Raw genomic sequence first — 21,601 nt, 5'->3', positions numbered from 1 at the left:
GTAATCCTTTTGACTATATCCTCGCGGTCGAAATAAGGCGTTTCGAACGCTACTCCGCGTCGTCAGCGCTGACGCGGGAGAGTCGCATCGCGTTTCCGGTGACGCCGAGCGTCATGCCGGCGTCGCCGGCGAGGACGGCGAGCCAGATGGGAACGTAGCCGAACGGGACAGCGAGTGCGAGACCGGCTTTCACGGCGAGGCTCGCGCCGATGTTCTGCCGAATGACGCTGTTCGCGCGGCCGGCGAGCGTGTGGAGATAGGGGAGTCGGGAGAGGTCGTCGCCCATCAGGGCGATGTCGGCGGTTTCGAGCGCGGTGTCGGTGCCGGCCGCGCCCATCGCGATGCCGACGGTCGCGGTCGCCATCGCGGGCGCATCGTTGATGCCGTCGCCGACCATCGCGACGGTGCCGTACTCGTCGACGAGGTCCTCGACAGCCGCGACTTTCTCCTCGGGGAGGAGTTCGGCGCGCACGTCGTCGATGCCGACCTGGTCGGCGATGGCGCGCGCGGTGCGCTCGTTGTCCCCGGTGAGCATCACGGTGTGCTCGACGCCCTGCGCGCCGAGGCGTTCGACGGCGCGCGCGGCCTCCGGTCGGACGTCGTCCGCAACGGCGATGACGCCCTCCAGTTCGTCCGCCGTGCCGACGAGCACGACGGTCTTCCCCTGAGATTGGAGTTCGGGGACGGTGTCCGCGAGGAGGTCGAGGCAGTTGTGGCGCTCGCAGAGCTGTTGGGTGGTGCGCGTCACGACGCCGCCGTCGGTGGTCGCGTGGACGTGCGAGAGGTCGAACCCGAGTTCCTCGAACAGGCCGGGTTTGCCCGCGTAGTGCCGGGTGCCGTCGAGGTTGGCGCGCACGCCCTTCCCGGTGATGCTCTGGAACTCCGATACGTCGTTTCGCTTGACCGACTCCGCGTCGGCGCGGTCGACGATGGCGTCACCGATGGGGTGTTCGCTGCGGCGTTCGAGACCGCGCGCGCACCGCAGCACGTCCTCCTCGGTGTTCCCGCTCAGGGGGACGACGTCGGTGACGGTGAGTTCGCCCTTCGTGAGCGTCCCGGTCTTGTCGAACGCGACGGCGTCCACGTCCGCGACCGCTTCGAGGTGCGGGCCGCCCTTCACGAGCACGCCGTTCCGGGCCGCGCTCGTCAGTCCGGAGACGACGGAGACGGGCGTGGAGATGACGAACGCACACGGGCAGGCGAGCACGAGGAGAGTGAGGCCGTTCACGAACGCGTCCGTCCACGTCGTCCCGAGGACGAACGGGCTTCCCGCGACGACGAGCACGGCGAATGCGACGACGGCGGGCGTGTAGTACGCGGCGAACCGCTCCACGAACTGCTCGCGTTCGGTCTGCTCTGATTGGGCGTCCTCGATGAGGTCGACGACCCGGGAGAGCGTGTTCTCGTCCGCCGCGGCCGTCACCTCGATTTCGAGGTAGCCCTCCTCGTTGATGGTGCCCGCGTACACCTCGTCGCCCTCGGTCTTGTCGACGGGCACGCTCTCGCCCGTGATGGGCGCTTGGTTCACGGCGCTCCCGCCGGAAACGACGGTGCCGTCCATCGGTATCTTCTCGCCTGGCCGCACGACCACCACGTCGCCGACCGCGACGGCGTCGACGGGTACGGTTTCCGTGGTGTCGCCGCGTTTCACGGTGGCTTCGTCCGGCGAGAGGTCCATCAGTTCCTGGAGGCTGTTCCGCGCGCGGTCCATCGACGCGCGTTCGAGGAGTTCCGCGACGCTGAACAGCACCGCGAGCGTCGCCGCCTCGAAGTAGAGCGACTCGCCGAACCCGACGCTCGCGGCGAGCGCGCCCGTGATAGCCAGCGTCATCAGGAAGTCGATGTCGAGGCTGTAGTTCCGCGCGGAGTAGTAGCCGTTCCGCACGATCTCCTGTCCGCCGACGGCGACGGCGACCAAGAACAGCGCGTCCGCGAAGTGGATCGGTTCGCCGAGCACCGCCGCGACTTGCGGGTTCGTGGGGGCGAGGAACTCGAACACCAGTCCGACCGCGAGAAACACGCCGCTCACCGCGGTCTTCTTCGCGCGCGAACTCCGCCAGACATCCACGCTCGCGTCGCCGTGGTCGTGACCGTCTCCGTCGTGGTCGTGACCGTCCGTATCGTGGTCGCTGGCGCGGTCGTCGCGGCCGCCCTTGACGTTGACGACCTCGTAGCCGGCGCCTTCGACGGCCGTGACGATGTCGCTCTGGTCCGCGTCGGCGGGGTCGAACCGTGCGACGACCTGCCCGGTGGTTGGGTGCGTTTCGTAGGACTGGAGGCCGGGGACGCGGTCGAGGCCGTTCTCGACCTTTCCGGCGCAGGACGCGCAGTCCATGCTCGGCACCGAGAGCGTGAGCGTTACCACGCTGTCGGGCGTGTCCTGCTCACCCGTCCCGTCGGACGGCAGGTCGGGTGCGTCGTCGGAGGGAGTCATTACGAGAGACTACCCGCTCGGGGACTATTAATTCGGCTGCTATAAACCCGGGCTGTTCTACCAGAAATTATTATTCGATACGCACTCAGTTATTAACTCGACTGGTCGTCCGTGTGCACCGTGAGAACCGGCATCCCTGCATCCCGGGCGACACGCTCGGTCGTACTCCCGAGCAACCGCCGAGAAACGCCGTCGCGGCCGTGCGTACCCAGCACGACGAGGTCGGCGTCCAGCTCGTCAGCGTACACGAGGATCTCCTCGTCCGGCACGCCCTCCCGGAGCACCGCTTCAACCGTCACACCCCGGTCGCTCGCCCGGGATTCCACGTCCGCGAGCACCTGGTCGCCGGCGCGCTCGCCCACGTCCCGCAGCGTCTGTTTCACGTCCGCCTTCGAGACGGCGAGCCAGCTCGTCTCCGTGTCCACGACGTACAGCGCGTACAGGGTCGCGCCCGTCTCGGCCGCGAGTCCGACCGCGTGTCGCACGGCCGCCCGCGCGGGCTCGCTTCCGTCGGTCGCGACGAGGATTCGGTCGTACACGTCAGAGCACCCCGAAGCCGAACTGACTGTACGGCCACACGTAGTGCAGCGCCACGCCGACGATGAGCGCCGGAATCGTCGTGTAGATGGTGGCGACGATGGCGGCCTTCACGTCAATGGCGAGCAGCGGGAAGAGCGCGTCGCCGTCCTGACTGATGGCGTTCGCGGTGAGCGCCGAGAACGGCAGACCTCCCTCGGCGTAAATCTGCGCGAACACGATCTGGGGCGCACAGCCCGGGATGAGGCCGAGCAACGCGCCACCGACCGGTGCGAGCACGCCCGCGGCCGCGGCGAGTGCAGCGATTTCGATGCCCGAGACGACGATGGCGTACTCGTAGATGAGGTAAGCGACGATGACCCAGACGGTCACCATACTCGTCTCCATCGCGGCGTGCTGCAAGGTCTCGTACGCGCTCTTGAAGTCGTCGCGGACGCGGCCGGCTTGGCCTTCACCGATGAATCCGCGGCCGACGAAGTGGAGGTAGAACGACGCGGTCGTCCCCAGGAGGCCCGCGACCGTGAACAACCCGAAGAACGTCGGCGTGAACGCCACCGGAACTTCGGGCGCACCGCGAGCGAGGTAGAGAACGCCGGCGACGAGGCCCGCGAACGCGAGAACCCACCAGCCGACGTGGACGAGGTGGCTGAACGTCGTGAGCGCGGGCGTGAACCGCTGAACGAATCGGTCCTTCACGCCGCGAACACCGGGGCGCGGCGTTCGGTCGGTGTGGCCCGTTTCGGCGCGCTGGTGGGCGTGCGCGTCCATCTCGAAGTCGGGGATGCTCGGCCCGCCGTCGGCGACGTTCTTCGTCGCGAACCCGCCGTCGGTGACGGGGCGGCTGATGCGACTGACGGCGCGGTCGACGCGCGAGACGCCGAGGCCGTAGCGGTCGACGCTGTATCCGAAGAGGACGGCGGCGATGAACGCGAGTCCGTACGCGTACGCCGCGGCTTCGGGTGCGAGCGCGAGGATGACGAACGCGGAGTCCCCCGCGGTCGCGGCCAACGCGGCGATGACGGTTCCGAAGCTCACGGTTCCCCGGATGTAGAGCGGCATCGCGATGATGGCGCCGCCGCAGCCGGGTGTGAGGCCGAGCAGCGCGCCGGCGAGCGGTTGCATGTGTTCGTTCTCCGTGAGGTAGGTGACGAGACGGCCACCCGTCCGGTACTGGATGTAACTGAAGATGAGGACCGTGACGGCGACGAACGCACTCACCTGCACGAAGCCGTCGCGCACCGAGAACACGAAGATGTCGATAGCGTCGTTGAGCGTGAGGTTGAGCATGTCTGAGAGCCCAGCGAGGAAGAGTGGACTCGCGGTCAAGACGCGTCCACCTCCGTGTGGCTGTCTGTGAAAATACGCAGTGAACGAATAGATTCGATCATCCTTCCCACTATACTCTGTCCCACCAAACTATAAAATAGTTTCTAGTAAAACCGGATTTAGACGCATCTAATATGCGGTGGGGCGTGCGAAGTCACCCTCTGAACCAATTCCCTCCCACGATACTGTGACCGTACTTCACCGCTCCGACCATGTCGTCATCGCGAAACGTGTCGACCTGAGGCGAAGGACTGCAGAGATATTCCGCCCTGAAACCGGCTTTGGGCGCGGTAAAAGCGGTCGCATACACGTCGACCCCGTCGTGAACTTCGCGTGAAGCGGTATCATCGCCGAAGGTGGTGGACCGATGCCCGAGACAAAGACCTCAATCAATTAGTAGATTTGTCACTTGGGGCTACGAGCCTTTTGTCACGGTGATGAGTCGTGTGTATGCCTGCAAAATATAGAGCAAGGAGCTTACAGAGAGTCATCTTCCACCTGGCTTAGGTAATTATTTAATGTGCCATGTTTACAAGTCTGTAGGTATGATGGGTGGGCCGATATCGACGAGTCTGATTGCTACCGCAATTGCGGACGTAGCTTCTGCCTCAGGCGTAACTATCTATGAAAAAATTCGCAACCGGGTTTCAGCGGAGGATGCAGAACAACTGGAGAAGAAGCTTATCTCGTCATTGAAGGGTCGACTCGACGAAGAGAATTCTTCTAGCCAGGTTATCAATGAAGCTATTGAATCAATTGACGCCAATGCTGTAGAGTCTGTTTATTTGTCTCAAGACGAGATTGCTGTTCAAATCGGTGAAAGACTATCTAGTCCAACAAACTCCATTAATATCCCCTCAGATTCTACTGCACCAGCGATCGCAAGAGAAGCCATTGACGAGGCTCTTGAAAATTGGCTCGATTATATTTCCCGGGAAGACCGTGGCCAAAAGTACATCCTTGAGGGGATTTGGGACAACAAAAACCAACTTCAGGAAATACGGCAGAAGTTGGATGCAGTCGTTGAGCACCAAGGGCCGGAACTGCGATACTCCACAATTGAGGTTGTCAACGATGGTGATGCAGCAAAAGAAGTGTCGAAACACTTAGAGTCAGGTCGACCGGTGACCTCTGGGATTTTCGTTGACCGTCCAGAAGTTCCAGAGAAATTCACGGAAAAGCGGTATCTGGTTATTGGCCGTCGGGGGATGGGTAAAACACGCACGCTAGATTATATTCAGAAGAAGGTGCTCGAAGAAGAGGAGATTGACCATGTGGTGATCCCGGAGAACGATTTCATGGCGTTAGAGGATACTGAAGGTTTTAGACAAGCTACCTTTGACGGCGATGTTCTTCTGGTTTGGGATGATATCCAAGGACTTCGAGCTGGTGAACAACAAAGTACGGTACGACAAAGTATCGTTAGGTTGTCTGAAGCTGTAGAGAACTCAGGTAATTCGTTGTACGTAATAGCATCACTTCGGTCAGAATTTCTTGATGAGATTCCACATTTGGATCGGACCAAGGATAGAGCCTGGCAGGAATTTGAGGAAATTAGACTGCAGCCGTTAAACGACGAGACAGTAAGAGAGCTATTCACGAAAGCGGCAAACGCACATAACCTTGAATTGGATGAGAAGGTGCGGGAAGGCCTTGTTCAAGAGATTCAGTACACCGACCCATCCCCGCTATACGTTGAGTCTGTTGTCACATCTATCGACGAAGATCAAGACATTGCTAAACAGATCGATGAACTACCAAGTAACGTTAAGGAAATCTGGGAAAGCCAGTATGACCGGTTAACCAAAGAACATCCGGAGACTCGTTTTGTGGGGAATTGACCTGCTCCGAATGGGTGCAATTCCGCTTTACAAGCCAACATTGAGGATACTCTATTCGGAGGTTTTCAATCAGGACCGCTTTCAATTCCAATTGTCTGCGGATATCCTGAAACAGAAACAATGGATATGGGAGACCACCAATCCTGGTCCGGATATTACTGAAACCGTTTATGCTACTCGGGCGGCCCAGATGTCAGCTGTTTCTGAGGATCGAATGCGTGTCATTGACGAATACATCGATTTCCTTCTGAACACACTTCCTGAAACCATCCCAGACGAGGTAGAAGATTGGATTCCCATCTACTACGCAAATACAGCCATGTTTTTGATTGAGATCTTCTCTGGTGAAACAGCCGAATATACAGAGGCTCTTCTTGAGAAAGCTGTTGGCTTAGACCCCTACAATCCGATGGTTCGGAATAACTTTGCTACGTATTTTCAGTTAATCGGCGAGCCTGAGAAATCCTTGGAACATTACGAAGTCGCACTATCTGTGTCTCCCGAGTGGGCCGAGCTGAGGAATACATACGCAGCTACACTTGACGACCTCGGTGAGGTAACAGAGGCACAGAAACAGTACGAAAAAGCGATCCAATCTAGTCAGCCACAGCCACAGGCGCATTTCAATTTAGCGTCCCTGATGGCTGATTTGGGGCAGTTCGAAGAGGCAAAGCACCACTACGAAAAGGCACTTCTCAGTGGCTACCACGTCCCTGAGCTATACAGTAACCTAGGTGTTCTTCATACGAAATCTGGTGATTATATTGAGGGAATCAGAATTATGGAGGAAGGACTAGAAGTCTCTGAATCAGATATTATGCTCCGAATTAATCTTGCAACATCATATCTAGACATTGAACGGCCAGATGAGGCTGTTGACATTCTGAAACCAATGTTGGATGACGAGAGCGATTCTAGAGTTCACGGCCTGCTCTCATACGCGTATTCTAATCTTGGAGCGCGTGAGAAAGCAGTTCATCATGGAGAGCGGGCAAAGGACACTGAGTCGGGGCAGAATCCCTTGGAAGAAGAGTATCTGGAAGATCTGGAGGTAAACGATGTTCGTGATGACCCTGATTGGGAAGAGAAACCAGACTTATTCCGCGTATTTTACTTTCTTGCGAGCGAGGAGAACTATTCGAAAGCTTGGGAGAAAGGGAATGAGGTGCTGGAAACCGGCTACGATTCATCTGAGTTCCGTCGCATGTTAGCTGACGTGGCTGAGATTCTCAATTTAACTGAGGATGCCGAGCATCACCATGAAAAAGCGATTCAGCTAGATCCAGAGGACGGACTTGCTCATCACCACTATGGGAACTTCTTAAAACACCAAGGTCGGCTTGATGAAGCGGAAAAGCGGTTCAAAGAGGGGCTCAAAGTATCAGACAATCCGGAGATATACACTGATTATGGTCTCTTGTTACTCAAAATTGGAGATTACGAAGAAGCCGTAGAAGTCCTATCCTTGTGTTTGGAGAGATTCCAACAGGCAGAAGATACCGTTATCGGGGAGGCTCAAATCCACCATAATTACGCTCAGGCTCTCTTCCATCATGGGAGTGAAGAACTCGCGAGAAAACATTACGAACGAGCCATTGAACTCAGGACCGAGTATCCAGAGCCAAGGGTTGGGCTCGGGCAGTTGGAGACAGAAGCCGGAAATATCGACACCGGTGTTGAGTATCTTGAAGAGGGCATGAGACTACTTGCTCAGGATGGCCAAATTGAAAAGTGGAAGGATACGCTGAGATTGGCCATCGATATTTTGGAAAACGCTGGACGAAATCAGGATGCGATAGATAAGTGTGAGTATGGCATCAATACGCTCCTGGATATTGGAGGAAGCCACTTACCAATTTTTGGCGCGTTGCAGCAAAGAAAATCGGGGTTGGAGAAATGAGTTCAGAGGTGGCGAGGTGAAAATACACCGTCGTATTGACTACGTCCAGAACATGAGCTGATGAGCGTTGAATTCATATACGTGTACGCGCCAACCGCTGGAAATATCGCGGAGACCGCCGCCACCGGCCCCGCCGAGTGAGCCGCCCCAGTATCAGCACTTTCATCGCGGCGGAGCCACCCAGCATAGACAGATGGGTTTGCGAACGGAACTCCGCCGGGAGGCGGCCGGGCTCTGGAACGAGGGCACGGGCGTCTCGCTCGCCGCGGTCGCGACCGGCTGGGGGCTGCTGAACGGCGTTCGAATGGTGTACCCCGTGGTCATCCCCTACCTCCGATCGGACTACGGGCTGAGCCTCACGCTCTCGGGATTCCTCGTGACCGTGCTGTGGTTCTTCGCCGCCATCGGCCAGCTCCCCGGCGGGATGCTCGCCGACCGGTACGACGAGCGCGCGCTCATGGCCGTGAGCCTCGCCGCCGTCGCGGGCGCACTCGCGCTCGTCGCCACCTCGACCTCGACGCTCGTATTGTTCGCGGCGACCGCAGTCTGGGGTGCCGGCCACTCCCTCTACCCGATCGCCCGCATCACCATTCTCTCGAAGCTCTACACGAGCCGACTCGGCAGCGCGCTCGGCGTCACGATGGCGACCGGCGACATCGGACAGACCATCCTGCCGCCGGTCGCCGTCGCACTCGCGACTGCGGTCGCGTGGCAGGCCGGCCTCGGGTTCGTCGCCCCGCTCCTCGTCGCCGCCGCCATCGCCATCTACGTTCTCACACCCCGGCAGACACCCGCGGGCGGTTCCACGCAGTCGCTCCGTGACACCCTCGACATCGTCTCCGAACTCCGCACGCCCGCACTCGGATTCATGACGGTCATCCTCTTCCTCTACATGCTCATCTGGCAGTCGTTCACCGCGTTCTACCCGACCTACCTCACGACCGTGAAACACCTCTCCTCCCAGCAGGCGAGCGTGCTCTTCGGGTTCTTCTTCGCCGTCGGCGTGGTCGTGAAACCGCTCGCCGGCGCGGCCTACGACCGGGTCGGCATCCGGCGGTCGCTCGTCGCCATCCTCCTCCCGGCGGCCGCGGGCTTCCTCCTCCTCCCGCTGCTCGACAGCGCGTGGCTGCTTGTCGGCGTCACCGCGCTCGTCAGCACGATGCTCGGCACCGGTGCCGTCACCCAGTCCTTTCTCGCGGACGCCTTCTCCGACGAAATGCAGGGCACCGGCCTCGGCGTCATCCGCACCCTCACCGCGTCCCTCGCGGCCGCCGGCCCCGTCGTCTTCGGTATCGTCGGCGACCACGGCTACTTCGACGAGGGATACATCGCGCTCGCCGTCGTGATGGTCGTCGTCATCCTCCTCACCTACCGGATGCCAGACTCCACCACCGCCTAATTTCGTTGACTGCTCGCTGGTGGTCGCTCTCGCGGCAGAAAGCTTTCACCACAGCAACTGTTCTCTCCGGTATGCGACGCCGCGAGTTCCTCGCCGGCGGCACCGCCCTGCTCGCCCTCCCGCTCGCCGGCTGCGCTCACCCGCCGGTTGTCCTCGACATGGAGAAGGCGACACCCGATCGAATCGCCGACGAGCGCTCGCTCGCCCCCGACCCCGGCTCCGAGGAGTACGAGGTGGTCGCGGCGGCCGCGGAAGCCGGCGAAAACGAGTCCGTCACCCGCAGTCACCGGAACGACCTCTTCTACGACACCGACACCGTCCGCGTCAACAATACCGTCTACGAGGTCTCGGAGACCCCCATTGAAACCACTGAGGTGACCGAGTACGAACTCCACATCGACTTCAACCCGGACGACGCGACCGCGACCCGCGGCGAAATCGCGTACACGGACCTCCCGCAAGCGGACAAAGAACTGCTCGACATCGTCGTCACCGACGAGTCGAAACGCACGGTCGACGGCGTCGACATCACCGTGAACTACGGGACGGCCGCGGAAGCCGGCGACTCCGTCTTCGTCCCCGACCCCCAGTACGACATCCTCGTCTACAACGGCGACCGATACCGCGTCACCGTCACGTCCCAGCAGAGCACTCGAACGACGTACCGCTACGACGTGACGACGGTCGCGGACAGTGTCGGCGCGTTCGTCGACCGAATCCGCGAACAGTATCGGTTCACGCTCTCCGGCCTCTCGGCGGCCGAGCGCGACGTCGTCGACGACGCAATCGAGGGCGGGTACTTCGAGGAGAGCGAGGCGTTCCAGTCCGTCGCGGAGCGTTTCCGCGCGTACGACGCACTCTCCCGAAGCGACTCCTACGGCACCTGGCTCGTGCGGTACGAGAGCACGGAGTACCTCGCGTACATCGAGTGGTAGCCCGGGGTGTATCGGACCGTGCGTAGGTCGTCACAGCACGATCGAGATTACTGCGAGCACGACGAAGATGACGACGAACCATTTCTCGCCACCCCCAAACGATTTGCGGACCCGGATGCATCTCCCAAGTATGTACGACGACGTTCTGCTCCCGTTCGACGGGAGTGACGGCGCCGCGGCAGTCCTCCAGCACACCGCGGACCTCGCGGAGGGGTTCGACGCGACCGTGCACGTCCTGTTTGTCGCGGACACGACGCGCGACTCCGTCACCGTCGTCGAAGGTCAGACGGTCGATGCACTCGCGGAGCGGGGTGAGGATATCGTCGGGGAGGCCGAACGAACGCTTCGTGCCGCGGGCGTCGACTACGATTCCGACGTCGTCCAGGGGAATCCAGCCCCGATGATCGCCGAGTACGCCGAACAGTACGGCTACGACCTCGTCGTGATGCCGACGCACGGCCGCCGCGGCGTGTCGCGCTACCTCGCCGGCAGCGTCACCGAGAAGGTCGTCCGGCTCTCCTCGGTGCCCGTCCTCACCGCGCGCATGCAGGACGACGAACGCCTCGCGTTCCCGTACGAGAACGTCCTGATTCCGGCGGACGGGAGTGCCGGCGCTATCCGTGCGGCGAAACACGGGTTCGCGCTCGCCGACGCGCTCGACGCGACCGTACACGCCCTCTCCGTCGTCGACACCGCGTTCGCGGGGTACGACGTTCGGTCGCCCTCGGCCGGGGAGGCGGCCGCGAACGACGCGCTCGACGAACTAGAAATGGCCGCTGCTGAGCACGGCATCGACTCCGTCGTCCGCCACGTAGACCAAGGGGGTCCGGTGGACTGCATCCGCGACTGCATCAAGACCGCCGACATCGACGCCGTCGTGATGGGGACGACCGGCCGGCGCGGCGCCGACCGCATCCTCCTCGGCAGCGTCGCCGAGAAGACGGGTCGGTCCGCGCCCGTCCCCGTCATCACGGTCGGTGGCCCCGATAACGCCTGACACGCGACCGTTGGCCGCGTTCCCGGCGTGGACTTATCCGCGTGAACCGCCTACGTGTTCTATGGTCGATTCTGCGGGGTCAGGACGAGAGGGGTCGAATACGGTGTCCGTGGCGAGCGCGGACCAGGGACCGTCGTTGCTCGTTCGCGCGGTCTACTTCGTTCTCATCGGCTGGTGGGCGAGTGGTATCTGGCTCGGCGTCGCGTGGCTGCTCAACGTGACGATCATCCTGATGCCGCTCGGTATCAAGATGATAAACTACGTTCCGAAGGTCGTCTCGCTGAAGGACCGGACGCTCGAAACGACGGCGGTCACGGAGGCGGACGGAACCGTCACGGTCTCCCAGCGCGGCCGCGACCAGCACTCCCTGCTCGTTCGTGCCGTTTACGTCGTTTTCGTTGGTTGGTGGGTGAGCGGCGTCTGGATGAGTCTCGCGTGGGCTGCATCGATTACAATCATCGGTCTCCCGCTCGCCGTCTGGATGTACGACCGTCTCCCCTACGTCGTCTCCCTCTACAAGTACTGAGCTAGCCGATCCACTCGCCCTCGATGTCGTCACGCACGCGGTCTATCCAGGATTCGAAGCTCTCCCGGCACGCGGGCGTCGCGTCGATGTGGTCGATGAACCCGCTGCCGCCGTCCGTGAGGGGCGTGCCACAGAACGGACACTGCTCGGGGCTATTCCACTCCGTGTCGTCGCGCGCCGGCGCGTCGTCGACCACGGTCAGTCCTCCAGGTACGCGTACAGGAGTTCCCGGCCGCGTCCGCAGCTCGGACAGCGCTCCGGGAGTTCTTCGAGGTCACCGAGTTCCCCGCACTCACTACACCGCCACACGAGGTAGCCCTCCCCGCTTGACTTATCGGGTGCGCGTTTGAGCGACACCGTCTCGACACCGCCGTGGGTCGCTACCTCGACACCATTCTCTGTTGGCGCTCGAACCACGCCGATTTCGCGGCCGCTGTCGTCGTACACTTGTTGCCCGCGTTCCAGCGGGTCGGGCGTCGTCTCGGGCGCGTTCGAATCGCTCATGCGACGCCGTTCCGGCCGGTCGACCGTTCCGCGCGTCCGCCGCGCGCCCCCGGTCGACTGGTGGTATCGAGTCTGCTTCCATACTGTCCGGACACCCGACGCGCCGAGTAAGTAATACTCCACCTACGCGCCACAAGCGACCAGTAGAAACTCTCTACTCTTCGGCCGTGACTGGATTAGAGTTGTTTCTGGTAGCCGACGTAGTCGTGGTCGGCGTCGTCGTTCTCCCAGACGGTGTACTGTTCGTAGCCGCGGGATTCGTAGAAGTCGATGAGGAACGGGTGACCCGAGTACGTTCCGAGTTGGAGCTGGTCGTAGCCCTGATTGCGGGCGTACGCTTCGGCGCGCTCGAACAGCGCAGCGCCGATGCCCGCGCCTTGTTCGTCGGGAGCGACTGCGAGGCGTTCGGCGAACGGATACTCCTCCGTTTCGAGTACGCGAACCGCGCCGACGACCGCGTCGTCGCGTTCGGCGACGAACTCCGCGGACGGTTCGTCATCGGCGAACCACGACCGCACGTACTCGCGCTCCACGTCGGTCATGCCCGTCGGATAGCCGAGGTCGGCGGTCGTACGGTAGGCCGCGCGGTACAGCGGGACCAGCGCGTCCACGTCCGCGACGGTCGCACGCCGGATCTCCACCGTCTCACTCATTCGACTCTGGATACGCCGCGAACGCGGCAAAACCGTGTCGATGCCCGACGCCGTCCGCCGATACACCGAACGAACTTTGCCCACGTTACTGACGCGGGAAACGTCAATTAACGCATGATTTACGTCAGGGGGCTTGGAGGAGGCGGCGAACGTTGTGGACCGTGACAACCGTGTTGAGAACGGCGGGCACGCCGTACCCGACTATTCGAAACGCGACGCGGTCCCGCGATGAGAGGGTCGCGACGCGCTGTAGTCCCGCGAGCAGTCCCTCCATCACGAGCAGCGTCGCGAGTAGCGCGACAGCCGTGCTCGTGGCGAGTGCGAGTACCGTCCCGTGGTCCACGTACTGGCGGGAGTCCTTATGCCCTCGTCGTGGGTGTCGGTTCGTCCGTCCCGCGTAGTGTTTCGAGGAAGTCTTGCGCGTCGAGCGCGGCCATGCTTCCGGTTCCAGCAGACGTAATTGCCTGCCTGTATCGAGGGTCAGCGACGTCGCCAGCGGCGAATACGCCGGCAACGGTCGTCCGGGCCGTCGGTCGACCGGTGTCGTCCGTCTGCGTGAATACGTAGCCACGTTCGTCTCGTTCGACGCCGGTGCCGTTGAGGAATCCTGTGTTCGGTGTGTGGCCGACGGCGTAGAACACGCCGCCGATGTCGACTGTCTCTCGGTTGATGTCGTGGCCGGATTCGGATTTCTCTGTGGGGTAGCCGTCGGGGTGGGTGACGAGCGTCGCGCCGGTGACACCCTCCTCTGGGGAACCATGGATAGCTTCGAGTTCCGTGTTCCACTGGAACACGATGTCGTCGTGGTCGCGGGCGCGGTCCGCCATGATTTCGGACGCGCGCAGGTCGTCGCGGCGGTGGACAACCGTCACGGAGTCCGCGAACTTCGTGAGGAAGAGCGCTTCTTCCATCGCGCTGTCGCCACCGCCGATGACGAGGACGTCGTCACCGCGGTGGAATGCGCCGTCACAGGTCGCACACGTCGAGAGCCCGTACCCCATCAGTTCGTCCTCGTTCTCTGCGCCGACCCACCGCGCGCTCGCGCCAGTTGCGACGACGAGGGTACGCGTACGAATCGTCTCGTTGGTCGACAGCGACAGTTCGAGGGGCTGGTCGTCCAGCGCGGCGTTGTCGATTCGGCCGTGCCGGAACCGGGCGCCGAACTGCTCGGCCTGCTCCTTGCCGCGCTGGATGAGGTCCATGCCGCCGACGCCGTCAGGAAACCCGAGGTAGTTCTCCACGTCGGTGGTGAGGGTGAGCTGGCCGCCCGGTTCGTCGCCCTCGAGCACCAGCGGGTTGAGATCGGCACGAGCCGCGTAGACCGCCGCCGAGAGGCCGGCGATTCCCGATCCAGCGATGACGAGGTCGTGTACGTCCGTGCTCATTCAGTTCGTGTACGAGTCGACGAGCGTTCGAAGTTGTTCTTCGCTTTGTAGGCCGACGAGTTCCTCGACCTGCTCGCCGTCGGCGAACAGGACGAGCGTTGGGACGCCGCGGACACCGTATTCGGCGGCGAGCGGTTGGTTCGCGTCGACGTCGACCTTTGCTACCGTCGCATTTGTGTCGGCGGCGATGGTTTCGACGATCGGTTCGAGCATCTGGCAGGGGCCACACCAGTCCGCGTAGAAGTCAGTCAGGACGATGTCGTCTCGGCTGACGAGGGTATCGAGTGCGGCTGCTCCATCGATGTGGAGCGGTTCGTCGCTTGGTGTGGCGTGCGCGTCGGTTGCGGTATCAGTTGCCATCACTTGGGTCTACGCGTTGGCGCCGATTAAGTCTTGCTCTATAAATACAATACTATACAATTGTACTGCGTGGGGAATTGCGGCACCAGCGAGGTATAATATGCGCAAACACCGGGGTACAGCTCGACCCCAAGAATCAGTCGCTGTACTGGGCGATGAGGTCGCGAAGTGTCTGTTCAGTTTGGCCGCCACGAAGCTGTTTTACGGGCTGTCCGTCCGCAAACAGGACGAACGTCGGCGTGCTCTGTGCACCGAACTCGATGGCGGTTTCGAGGTGCGACTCAATGTCGACCGTCATGACCGTCGCGTCCGTGTCCTCGGTGAGCGCGTCCAGAATCGGTTTTAGACGCTGGCAGGTGCCACACCACTCGGTATAGAACTCGACGAGCGTGATGCCGGTGTCGTTGATGACGGTTGTTAGGTCGTTCTCACCGAGCGAAACCGCCCGGTTCGTCTCCGCTATCTGCGTTGCCATAACAGAGGATACGTACGCACGACGTAAATAGTCTTGCCTAAAATATACAATACTACTTGTCGCGAGCCCTCAAACAGCGGAAGGAACGAGCGACGGTACATACCGTCACTCTGGTGGGGGCGATTCGTGCGTTCCAAACTCGGGATGGGTCTCCTCCATCCAGACGTAGACGAGTGCGCCCGAGGCGAACATCAAAAGTCCGATTACGTAGAACGCGGCGCCGACGTTCAGGAACTCCATCACAAGTGCGATGAGAATCGCGCCGACACCGTAGCCAGTATCACGCCACATTCGATAGACTCCCATCCCGGTCGCGCGCCACGTCGGATGCGCGGCGTCTCCGGGTACTGTCATCAGGTTCGGGTAGAGAAGCGCCATCCCGAACCCCGACACGCCGGCGAGCACGACCCACGCGAGGTACCCCTCAACGAGTACCATCCCGAGGACGCCCGCGCCGGCGAGGAACATCCCGGCGAGGATCGGCGGCCGACGGCCGATGCGGTCGGCGAGTCCACCGGTCGCAATCTGGAGGAAGTACATCGCGCTGTGAACGGCGACAACGAACCCGACCGCTGCGATGCCGAGACCCTGATTCGTGAGGTACAGCGGAACCGCGAGCCAGAACAGCGTATCAACGAACTTCTCGACGTGGCCCGCTTGCGCCGCGGCGAACAGCGTCCTGTCGCCATAGGTCGCACGTTTCAGAACCTCAATGAAGGGCAGGTTCGCATCGTAGTGGTTGTCGCCTCGGACCTCCAACTCCGCGAGGTGGACGGTTTCCTTGATAAGGAAAATCGAGACGAAAAGCGCGAGCACGACGACGACAGCGAGGAAGAAGAACGGCTCGGGGCGAAGGCTCGTCCGAGCGGCGATGACGCCAGTGACCCAGGCACCGACAGCGACGCCGGTGTAGCCGAATGCCTCGTCGATGCCGACCGCAAGTCCGCGCTGCGTGGGGCCTGCGATGTCGATTTTGGCGTTGATGGCCATGCTCCACGTCAACGCCTGATTGACGCCCAGGAGTACGTTCCCAGCGGTTATCCACGTCCAGTTCGGCGCGTAGACGAGAATGAGTGGAAGTGGGAGTGCGGTTGCCCAGCCGAGGACGAGCACTGGCTTGCGGCCGTACTCGCCGCCCCACTTCCCAGCGTAGAGGTTCAGGAGGCCCTTGACGAACCCGAACGAAACGACGAACGACCCGATTACAAGCAGCGACTCGACGCCGAACACGTCGCGTCCCAGCACCGGGACGACTGCCCGCTCGGACCCGATTGTCAATCCGGTTGCGAACACCAGCAGAACGTGAAGTGAGAACTGCCCGACGTGTTCACGGATGCCTTGTTTATCGGCGAGGTCCGTACTCATCGATACGCGGCGGTTCGGTTGTTTGAGCGCACGTTCGCGTTAGTTAGCCGCGCAGTTGTTCGGGCCGAGTTCGAGGGATTCGACATCTCCTCCGGGCTGGGTTTTCCCCCAGTTGATCTGTTTTATCTCGTTGTAGTTCGCAGGCTCGTCGGAGAGGCTTTCGACGATAGTTTCGACAAACGCCGTCTCGTCGCTGTCCGCGACGTAGCTCAGGAGTTCGTTGTTGGCTTCCGCGGTGAGGTCGTCGAGTTCGGTTGCGACGGGGCGAACGCCCTCATCGCTGAAGTGCCCGGGCAGGACGACAGTGTCGTCGTCGAGATCGGTGAGCCGGTCGAGGCTGTCGAACAACCGGGACGCGGCGTCCCGAATCGCGTTCTCGGAACTGTCCTCGAGATCAGGGCGGCCGACGCTGCGGAGGAACAAAGTGTCTCCGGAGAGGAGGGCGGAGCCGAACTGGAAAGACGCGCTACCTGGCGTGTGACCGGGCGTGTACAGCACGTCGAGGCCGCGGTCGCCGACGGAAACTGTGTCCCCGTCGGCGATTTTGGTGATATCGTCGAGCTCGCCCGCGTCGGATTCGTGGAGGTAATACGGGATATCGAGTTCGCCGGCGAGGCGACGCGCGCCAGAGACGTGGTCTGCGTGGGCGTGTGTGTCCGCCACGCCGACGATGGAGAGGCCGTGTGCGTCGGCGATATCGAGGTACTGGTCGATGTACTGTGTTGGGTCGACAACGATGGCCTCCCCGTTGTCGTGGACGAGATAGGAGACACAGCCTGTGCCGGGACGGACAACTTGTATAACGCCGTCCGTGGTGCCGTCGTACTCGCGGTGGACGCGGCCCCACCCATTCATGCCGTTCTCGACGGACGCCGCGTTGAAGCCGTGTTCGCGGAGGAATTCGGCGGCGCGGGCGGAGGTGAGTCCGCCGATGCAGACGACGGCGATTTCTTCGTCTTCGGGGAGGTCGTCGAGGTGGGTTTCGAGTGTCGAGTAGTCGTAGTCGAGTAGGTCGTCGTATATCGGGAGGTTGGCACTCTCAGATATCTGCCATTCCTCGTAGGCGTCTTCGTTGCGGATATCGAGGACGAACAAGTCCTCGGCGTCGTCTTCGGTGATGCGTCGTGCGACCTCGGACGGGTCCAGAGTAGTATTGCTCATTACAATCAATACTATAGGCGGGTTCGGTGTAAATGTGTTGGACTCGGCGAATTGCGGAAACGGATACTATACGAAAAAAGCCTCCACTGGGCCTGGAACCGTTCAGAAAAACTCGATACCGGCCGTCTTCCCCGACCACTATTTATTTCACAGTTCTCCCACAACTACGGGATATGGGACACCACACGTTCGACGCGTCACGGGCTGCAAAGCTCGAGGACGCAGCCGCACGATACCAATACGTCTCTCGGGAAGAACTACTCTGGGCGCTCGACCCCAGTGGAGACGAGACGGTCGCCGACCTCGGAAGCGGCACCGGCTTTTACACGGACCTCGTCGCGTCCCATGTCAAACACGTGTACGTCGTCGACGTACAGGACTCGATGCACGAGTTCTATCGCGAGAAGGGCGTCCCGGAGAACACCGCGCTCGTGACCGCAGACATTGCCGACCTCCCGTTCGACCAGAACCACCTGAACGCGGCGGTGTCGACGATGACGTACCACGAGTTCGCGACCGACCAAGCGCTCTCGGAACTCGCGCGCGTCCTCGCGCCCGGCAGCCGACTCGTCATCGCCGACTGGTCGGCCGACGGAACTGGCGAGGACGGACCGCCGTTAGATGAGCGCTTCGACGTCGACAGCGTGACGACCGCGCTCCGCGACGCCGGCTTCAATATCGGCTTCCGGGCGTTGCGACCGGAGACGTTCCTCGTCGTGGGTGTCGCGGATGAGTAGCATCGGCCCCGCGCGGCTCGACGAACGGCGGGCGGACGGCGACGTGTTCGTCCTCGACATCCGCCCCGAACAGGACTACCTGGAGAGTCACATTCCCGAGAGCGCCAACGCGCCGGTGTACCACGAACTGCGAGGCGGAAACGTCGACGCGCTCGACCCCCATCTGTCAGCGCTCCCCGACGACACGGAAATCGTGACTGTGTGCAAGGCCGGAATCGTCGCACGGAACGCCACCGACTACCTCGACGAAGCCGGCTATACGGCGACAACACTCACCGGCGGCTACACCGGCTGGCGACAGTACGAACAGAACACGGTCCCCTACCGGATTGTCGCGTTCCTGCAAAATATCGTGTCCCGGAAGTGAGACGCTCGCGGAGCCGGTCTAGCTCTCGGCGGGCGTGGCGGGTCGAGGTTCGTCGCCGTACTTCTCCTCGAACTCGCCGATGAGCTGCCCCATCTTCGCGTACCAGTCGTTGAGCAGGCGCTGCATCTCGTTGGTTATCTCCTCCGCGCTCCGGGACTCGTAGACGTGGTAGTAGCCACCCTGTTCGTAGTTCACCTGTTCTTTCTGGATGAACCCGGCCTGAAGCAGGCGCTGGACGGCTCGATACGCGGTCGAGCGTTCACGGTCGACTTGGTCCGCGATTTCGTCGACGGTCAGCGGTTCCTTCGTCTCCTGGAGTAACTGGAAGATGTCTCGGTCGATCGCCTTGAGGTCGTGGAAACACTCGAGCAGGCCCTCGCACTGCATGTCCCGCCGGAGCATCTCACTCATGGAGTCAGCCATTGATACAGAATTCTAGGTGACACAGCCTCAAAAGTGTTTGTTTAGTCGGTACAATACTGTGCGCTCGTGGTGTCGTCGCGGGGCTTACGAACCGACGAGCCGACACCACGTCCCGTGCCCGTCGTCCCGCAGTTGACAGACAGCAGCGAGGACGACGGCAGCGCTGACGAGCAGCGCGGACCCGAAGATAAGCGCGGTACTCATCGTGTTGAGCAGTTCGATGCCGTAGACCGACCCGAGCTTGTTCGACGCGACGGCGAGGCTGCCGGCGAGCAACATCGCGGCGAAGTACCCCTTGATGTCGTCCTCGTCTACGAGGTTCGTCGCGCCGGCGCCGACGCGCGCGCCGAGCGCGCTCCCGAGAAGGAGGAACGCGACTACGGGCAGTGCGACCGACCCGGACTGCGCGTACGTGAACGCGCCGAACGCTCCCGATATCGTGATCTGGAGGATGTCGGTCCCGACGGCGATAGCTGCGGGAATCCCGAGTCCGTACATCATCGCGGGCATCAGGAGGAACCCGCCGCCAACACCGAGGAACCCGGAGAGGACGCCGATGACGAGTCCGACCGCGAAAACGATGGCACCCGAAACGCGAACGCCGCCCCGGAACGTCACCATCGGCGGGATGTGGATGGACTGCACGCGGTCCGCGAGGTCGTGCCCGTCGTCGCCGGTCGAAGTTGAGCGCGCGTCGCGGAGCGTGAACGCGCCCACCGTCGCGAGCAGACCGACGTACGCGACGTTAATGATGAGGTCAGCGCGTCCCGTCGCCTCGAGGAAGAACACGACGCTCTTCCCCGCTTCGATGCCGATGGTCATGGCGGCGGTCATGATGGCCGCGAGCTTGTAGTCGACCTGACCGTGGTCGCGATGCCGGAGCGCGCCGATGACGCTCGTTCCGAACACGAACGCGAGCCCGCTCCCGACGGCGACCGTCGAGGAATACCCCATCACGAGCAGTGCGGGCGTGACGAGGAACGACCCGCCCATGCCGAAGAACCCGAAGAGGGTGCCGATGAGCAGGCCGAACCCGACGAACACCGCGACCATCGCGAGACTCATTCCGAGAATCGCCATCGTCAGTCACCCCCGAGGGCGTCGAGGACGGTCGCCCCGACCGTTTCGCTGAGCGCACCGTACGCGAGGTAGAGGGCGATAGCCTCCGCAAGGACGGTTCCGACGGTGATACCCGCCTGTACCGACGCGCTCGCGGACTCTATGCCGAACATCTTACGCACCCCTCATACGAGTGTTTTGATGTGCTAATACTATACAATACTGCTGGCGTTGTCGGGTTTCGAGTGGTTTCGAAGACATGAGGTTTAGTTCCCCTCCGTAGTGCCGCTGAGACGCGAACGGACGTATCCCTGGGCGTACGCGCCGAGGAACATGCCTGCGATCGCCCAGAGGATGATGTAGTTTCCGACGCCAAAACTCGCGTAGGCCGCCCCGGGACAGATGCCGGAGACGCCCCAGCCGACGCCGAATATCGCACCACCCACGACGACGTTGCGGTCGAACTCCTTCACGCGACGCGTGTACTCGCTCGCGGTGAGCGGCGCATGGTCGAGGTACCGCGTCGCCACGGCGAACGTGACACCGGTGACGACAGCGGCGCCGCCCATCACGAAGACGAGGCCGAAGTCCTCGAACTGGAGGAAGTCGAGAACGACCTCCGGGCGCGCCATGCCGCTGACAGCGAGTCCGAGCCCGAACACGAGCCCGCCGACGAAGATGACGGGCAGGAACAGCGGGCTCTGCGCGTCGTCGCTCACGGCGACACCCCCGCCGCTTGGACGAGCTGTGCGGTTCCGATGGCGAACACCATGAACGTCGCGACGTTCACGAGCGACGTGTTGGAGAGCGAGCCGACGCCGCAGACACCGTGGCCGGACGTACACCCCTTCCCGAGACGGGTGCCGATGCCGACGAGCACGCCACCGCCGAGCAACCGCCACCACTGAACGTCAGTCGTCCAGATGCCGGGATCGGGTGCGAGCACGAGCCCCCAGACGGCCGCGCCGACGACGATACCGAGCGTGAACACGACCCGCCAGTCGCGCGACTGAACGTACTTGAATCGATTGAACCGCTCGACGCTCGAGACGTACGAGAGCGTGGATTCGAGGAACGTGCTCGCGCCCGCGATGATTCCCGTCGCGAGGTAGATGACTGCCGCGCCGAGGCCGACGAGGAGGCCGCCGGCGAGATACGGCAGTATCCCGCGCGGGAAGAGCGAGTCGGATACGAGCAGCGGTGTGAGTGTATCCATC

25 protein-coding genes and 1 pseudogene are annotated in these 21,601 nt (G+C 62.0%); 9 read left to right on the top strand and 17 right to left on the bottom strand.

The window, feature by feature from the left end; translation table 11 throughout:
* Positions 1-49 precede the first annotated feature (49 nt).
* From ACOZ4O_RS00545 to ACOZ4O_RS00535, 3 genes are all read right to left on the bottom strand, one after another.
* Positions 50-2,434 carry a heavy metal translocating P-type ATPase gene (locus tag ACOZ4O_RS00545; protein ID WP_424523421.1) on the bottom strand — a complete coding sequence of 795 codons (2,385 nt, stop codon included), beginning with the start codon at positions 2,432-2,434 and terminating at the stop codon, positions 50-52.
* 92 nt (positions 2,435-2,526) lie between these two features.
* The gene (locus ACOZ4O_RS00540) at positions 2,527-2,973 is read right to left on the bottom strand and encodes a universal stress protein (RefSeq protein ID WP_424523420.1); all 447 of its coding nucleotides are present in this window, start codon (positions 2,971-2,973) and stop codon (positions 2,527-2,529) included.
* Position 2,974: 1 nt separating this feature from the next.
* Positions 2,975-4,258, bottom strand: coding sequence for a putative manganese transporter (locus ACOZ4O_RS00535; RefSeq protein ID WP_424523444.1), 1,284 nt, complete (start codon positions 4,256-4,258; stop codon positions 2,975-2,977).
* Between the two features lie 220 nt (positions 4,259-4,478).
* On the opposite strand from ACOZ4O_RS00535, the pseudogene ACOZ4O_RS00530 reads away from it, so the two are divergent.
* The 7 genes and pseudogenes from ACOZ4O_RS00530 to ACOZ4O_RS00500 form a co-directional block, all read left to right on the top strand.
* Positions 4,479-4,631 (top strand): annotated as a pseudogene (locus tag ACOZ4O_RS00530) (pyruvate dehydrogenase (acetyl-transferring) E1 component subunit alpha); the annotation flags it as partial.
* Positions 4,632-4,842: 211 nt separating this feature from the next.
* Entirely contained in the window at positions 4,843-6,138 is a 1,296-nt protein-coding gene (locus ACOZ4O_RS00525) for a hypothetical protein (RefSeq protein ID WP_424523419.1), read from the top strand.
* Between the two features lie 10 nt (positions 6,139-6,148).
* Entirely contained in the window at positions 6,149-8,038 is a 1,890-nt protein-coding gene (locus ACOZ4O_RS00520; RefSeq protein WP_424523418.1) for a tetratricopeptide repeat protein, read from the top strand.
* A gap of 193 nt (positions 8,039-8,231) precedes the next feature.
* Positions 8,232-9,437 (top strand): MFS transporter, encoded by a 1,206-nt coding sequence (locus ACOZ4O_RS00515; RefSeq protein ID WP_424523417.1) that lies wholly within the window; start codon positions 8,232-8,234, stop codon positions 9,435-9,437.
* 71 nt (positions 9,438-9,508) lie between these two features.
* A complete protein-coding gene (locus ACOZ4O_RS00510) occupies positions 9,509-10,372 on the top strand; it encodes a hypothetical protein (protein WP_424523416.1) in 864 nt (287 codons plus the stop codon).
* Between the two features lie 130 nt (positions 10,373-10,502).
* Positions 10,503-11,369, top strand: a complete 867-nt coding sequence (locus ACOZ4O_RS00505) for a universal stress protein (protein WP_424523415.1) — start codon at positions 10,503-10,505, stop codon at positions 11,367-11,369.
* A 61-nt stretch (positions 11,370-11,430) separates the two neighbouring features.
* The gene (locus ACOZ4O_RS00500; RefSeq protein WP_424523414.1) at positions 11,431-11,895 is read left to right on the top strand and encodes a YccF domain-containing protein; all 465 of its coding nucleotides are present in this window, start codon (positions 11,431-11,433) and stop codon (positions 11,893-11,895) included.
* A gap of 1 nt (position 11,896) precedes the next feature.
* On the opposite strand, the gene ACOZ4O_RS00495 is transcribed toward ACOZ4O_RS00500, so the two are convergent.
* The 9 genes from ACOZ4O_RS00495 to ACOZ4O_RS00455 all read right to left on the bottom strand — a co-directional run bounded on the left by ACOZ4O_RS00495 (position 11,897) and on the right by ACOZ4O_RS00455 (position 17,798).
* Positions 11,897-12,091: a DUF7501 family protein gene (locus ACOZ4O_RS00495; RefSeq protein WP_424523413.1), complete on the bottom strand. Its 195-nt coding sequence runs from the start codon at positions 12,089-12,091 to the stop codon at positions 11,897-11,899.
* 2 nt (positions 12,092-12,093) lie between these two features.
* On the bottom strand, positions 12,094-12,399 hold the full coding sequence (locus ACOZ4O_RS00490; RefSeq protein ID WP_424523412.1) for a DUF7130 family rubredoxin-like protein: 306 nt from the start codon (positions 12,397-12,399) through the stop codon (positions 12,094-12,096).
* Positions 12,400-12,575: 176 nt separating this feature from the next.
* Positions 12,576-13,052: an N-acetyltransferase family protein gene (locus ACOZ4O_RS00485; protein ID WP_424523411.1), complete on the bottom strand. Its 477-nt coding sequence runs from the start codon at positions 13,050-13,052 to the stop codon at positions 12,576-12,578.
* Positions 13,053-13,176: 124 nt separating this feature from the next.
* Entirely contained in the window at positions 13,177-13,395 is a 219-nt protein-coding gene (locus tag ACOZ4O_RS00480; RefSeq protein ID WP_424523410.1) for a hypothetical protein, read from the bottom strand.
* A 16-nt stretch (positions 13,396-13,411) separates the two neighbouring features.
* Complete coding sequence (locus ACOZ4O_RS00475; RefSeq protein WP_424523409.1) at positions 13,412-14,437, bottom strand: NAD(P)/FAD-dependent oxidoreductase; 1,026 nt, start codon at positions 14,435-14,437, stop codon at positions 13,412-13,414.
* Complete coding sequence (gene trxA, locus ACOZ4O_RS00470; RefSeq protein ID WP_424523408.1) at positions 14,438-14,797, bottom strand: thioredoxin; 360 nt, start codon at positions 14,795-14,797, stop codon at positions 14,438-14,440.
* A gap of 136 nt (positions 14,798-14,933) precedes the next feature.
* Positions 14,934-15,272: a thioredoxin family protein gene (locus tag ACOZ4O_RS00465; RefSeq protein ID WP_424523407.1), complete on the bottom strand. Its 339-nt coding sequence runs from the start codon at positions 15,270-15,272 to the stop codon at positions 14,934-14,936.
* Between the two features lie 105 nt (positions 15,273-15,377).
* On the bottom strand, positions 15,378-16,637 hold the full coding sequence (locus tag ACOZ4O_RS00460) for an MFS transporter (protein ID WP_424523406.1): 1,260 nt from the start codon (positions 16,635-16,637) through the stop codon (positions 15,378-15,380).
* Between the two features lie 39 nt (positions 16,638-16,676).
* Positions 16,677-17,798 carry an MBL fold metallo-hydrolase gene (locus ACOZ4O_RS00455; protein WP_424523405.1) on the bottom strand — a complete coding sequence of 374 codons (1,122 nt, stop codon included), beginning with the start codon at positions 17,796-17,798 and terminating at the stop codon, positions 16,677-16,679.
* A 173-nt stretch (positions 17,799-17,971) separates the two neighbouring features.
* Between ACOZ4O_RS00455 and ACOZ4O_RS00450 the strand changes: the two genes are divergently transcribed.
* Positions 17,972-18,535 carry a class I SAM-dependent methyltransferase gene (locus tag ACOZ4O_RS00450; RefSeq protein WP_424523404.1) on the top strand — a complete coding sequence of 188 codons (564 nt, stop codon included), beginning with the start codon at positions 17,972-17,974 and terminating at the stop codon, positions 18,533-18,535.
* On the top strand, positions 18,528-18,902 hold the full coding sequence (locus tag ACOZ4O_RS00445; protein ID WP_424523403.1) for a rhodanese-like domain-containing protein: 375 nt from the start codon (positions 18,528-18,530) through the stop codon (positions 18,900-18,902). Before ACOZ4O_RS00450 ends, ACOZ4O_RS00445 begins: the two co-directional genes overlap by 8 nt.
* An 18-nt stretch (positions 18,903-18,920) precedes the next feature.
* On the opposite strand, the gene ACOZ4O_RS00440 is transcribed toward ACOZ4O_RS00445, so the two are convergent.
* The 5 genes from ACOZ4O_RS00440 to ACOZ4O_RS00420 all read right to left on the bottom strand — a co-directional run bounded on the left by ACOZ4O_RS00440 (position 18,921) and on the right by ACOZ4O_RS00420 (position 21,600).
* Entirely contained in the window at positions 18,921-19,325 is a 405-nt protein-coding gene (locus tag ACOZ4O_RS00440) for a helix-turn-helix domain-containing protein (RefSeq protein ID WP_424523402.1), read from the bottom strand.
* Positions 19,326-19,409: 84 nt separating this feature from the next.
* Positions 19,410-20,405: a sulfite exporter TauE/SafE family protein gene (locus tag ACOZ4O_RS00435; RefSeq protein ID WP_424523401.1), complete on the bottom strand. Its 996-nt coding sequence runs from the start codon at positions 20,403-20,405 to the stop codon at positions 19,410-19,412.
* Between the two features lie 2 nt (positions 20,406-20,407).
* Positions 20,408-20,557, bottom strand: coding sequence for a DUF7512 family protein (locus ACOZ4O_RS00430; protein ID WP_424523400.1), 150 nt, complete (start codon positions 20,555-20,557; stop codon positions 20,408-20,410).
* 93 nt (positions 20,558-20,650) lie between these two features.
* Positions 20,651-21,103, bottom strand: coding sequence for a DUF6691 family protein (locus tag ACOZ4O_RS00425; protein WP_424523399.1), 453 nt, complete (start codon positions 21,101-21,103; stop codon positions 20,651-20,653).
* A complete protein-coding gene (locus ACOZ4O_RS00420; protein WP_424523398.1) occupies positions 21,100-21,600 on the bottom strand; it encodes a YeeE/YedE family protein in 501 nt (166 codons plus the stop codon). Before ACOZ4O_RS00420 ends, ACOZ4O_RS00425 begins: the two co-directional genes overlap by 4 nt.
* Position 21,601 lies beyond the last annotated feature (1 nt).

This window comes from Salarchaeum japonicum (assembly GCF_049705945.1).
Lineage (GTDB): Archaea > Halobacteriota > Halobacteria > Halobacteriales > Halobacteriaceae > Salarchaeum > Salarchaeum japonicum_A.
Note: the sequence above shows the minus strand (reverse complement) of the source record. Positions and strands in the feature narration are given on the sequence as shown.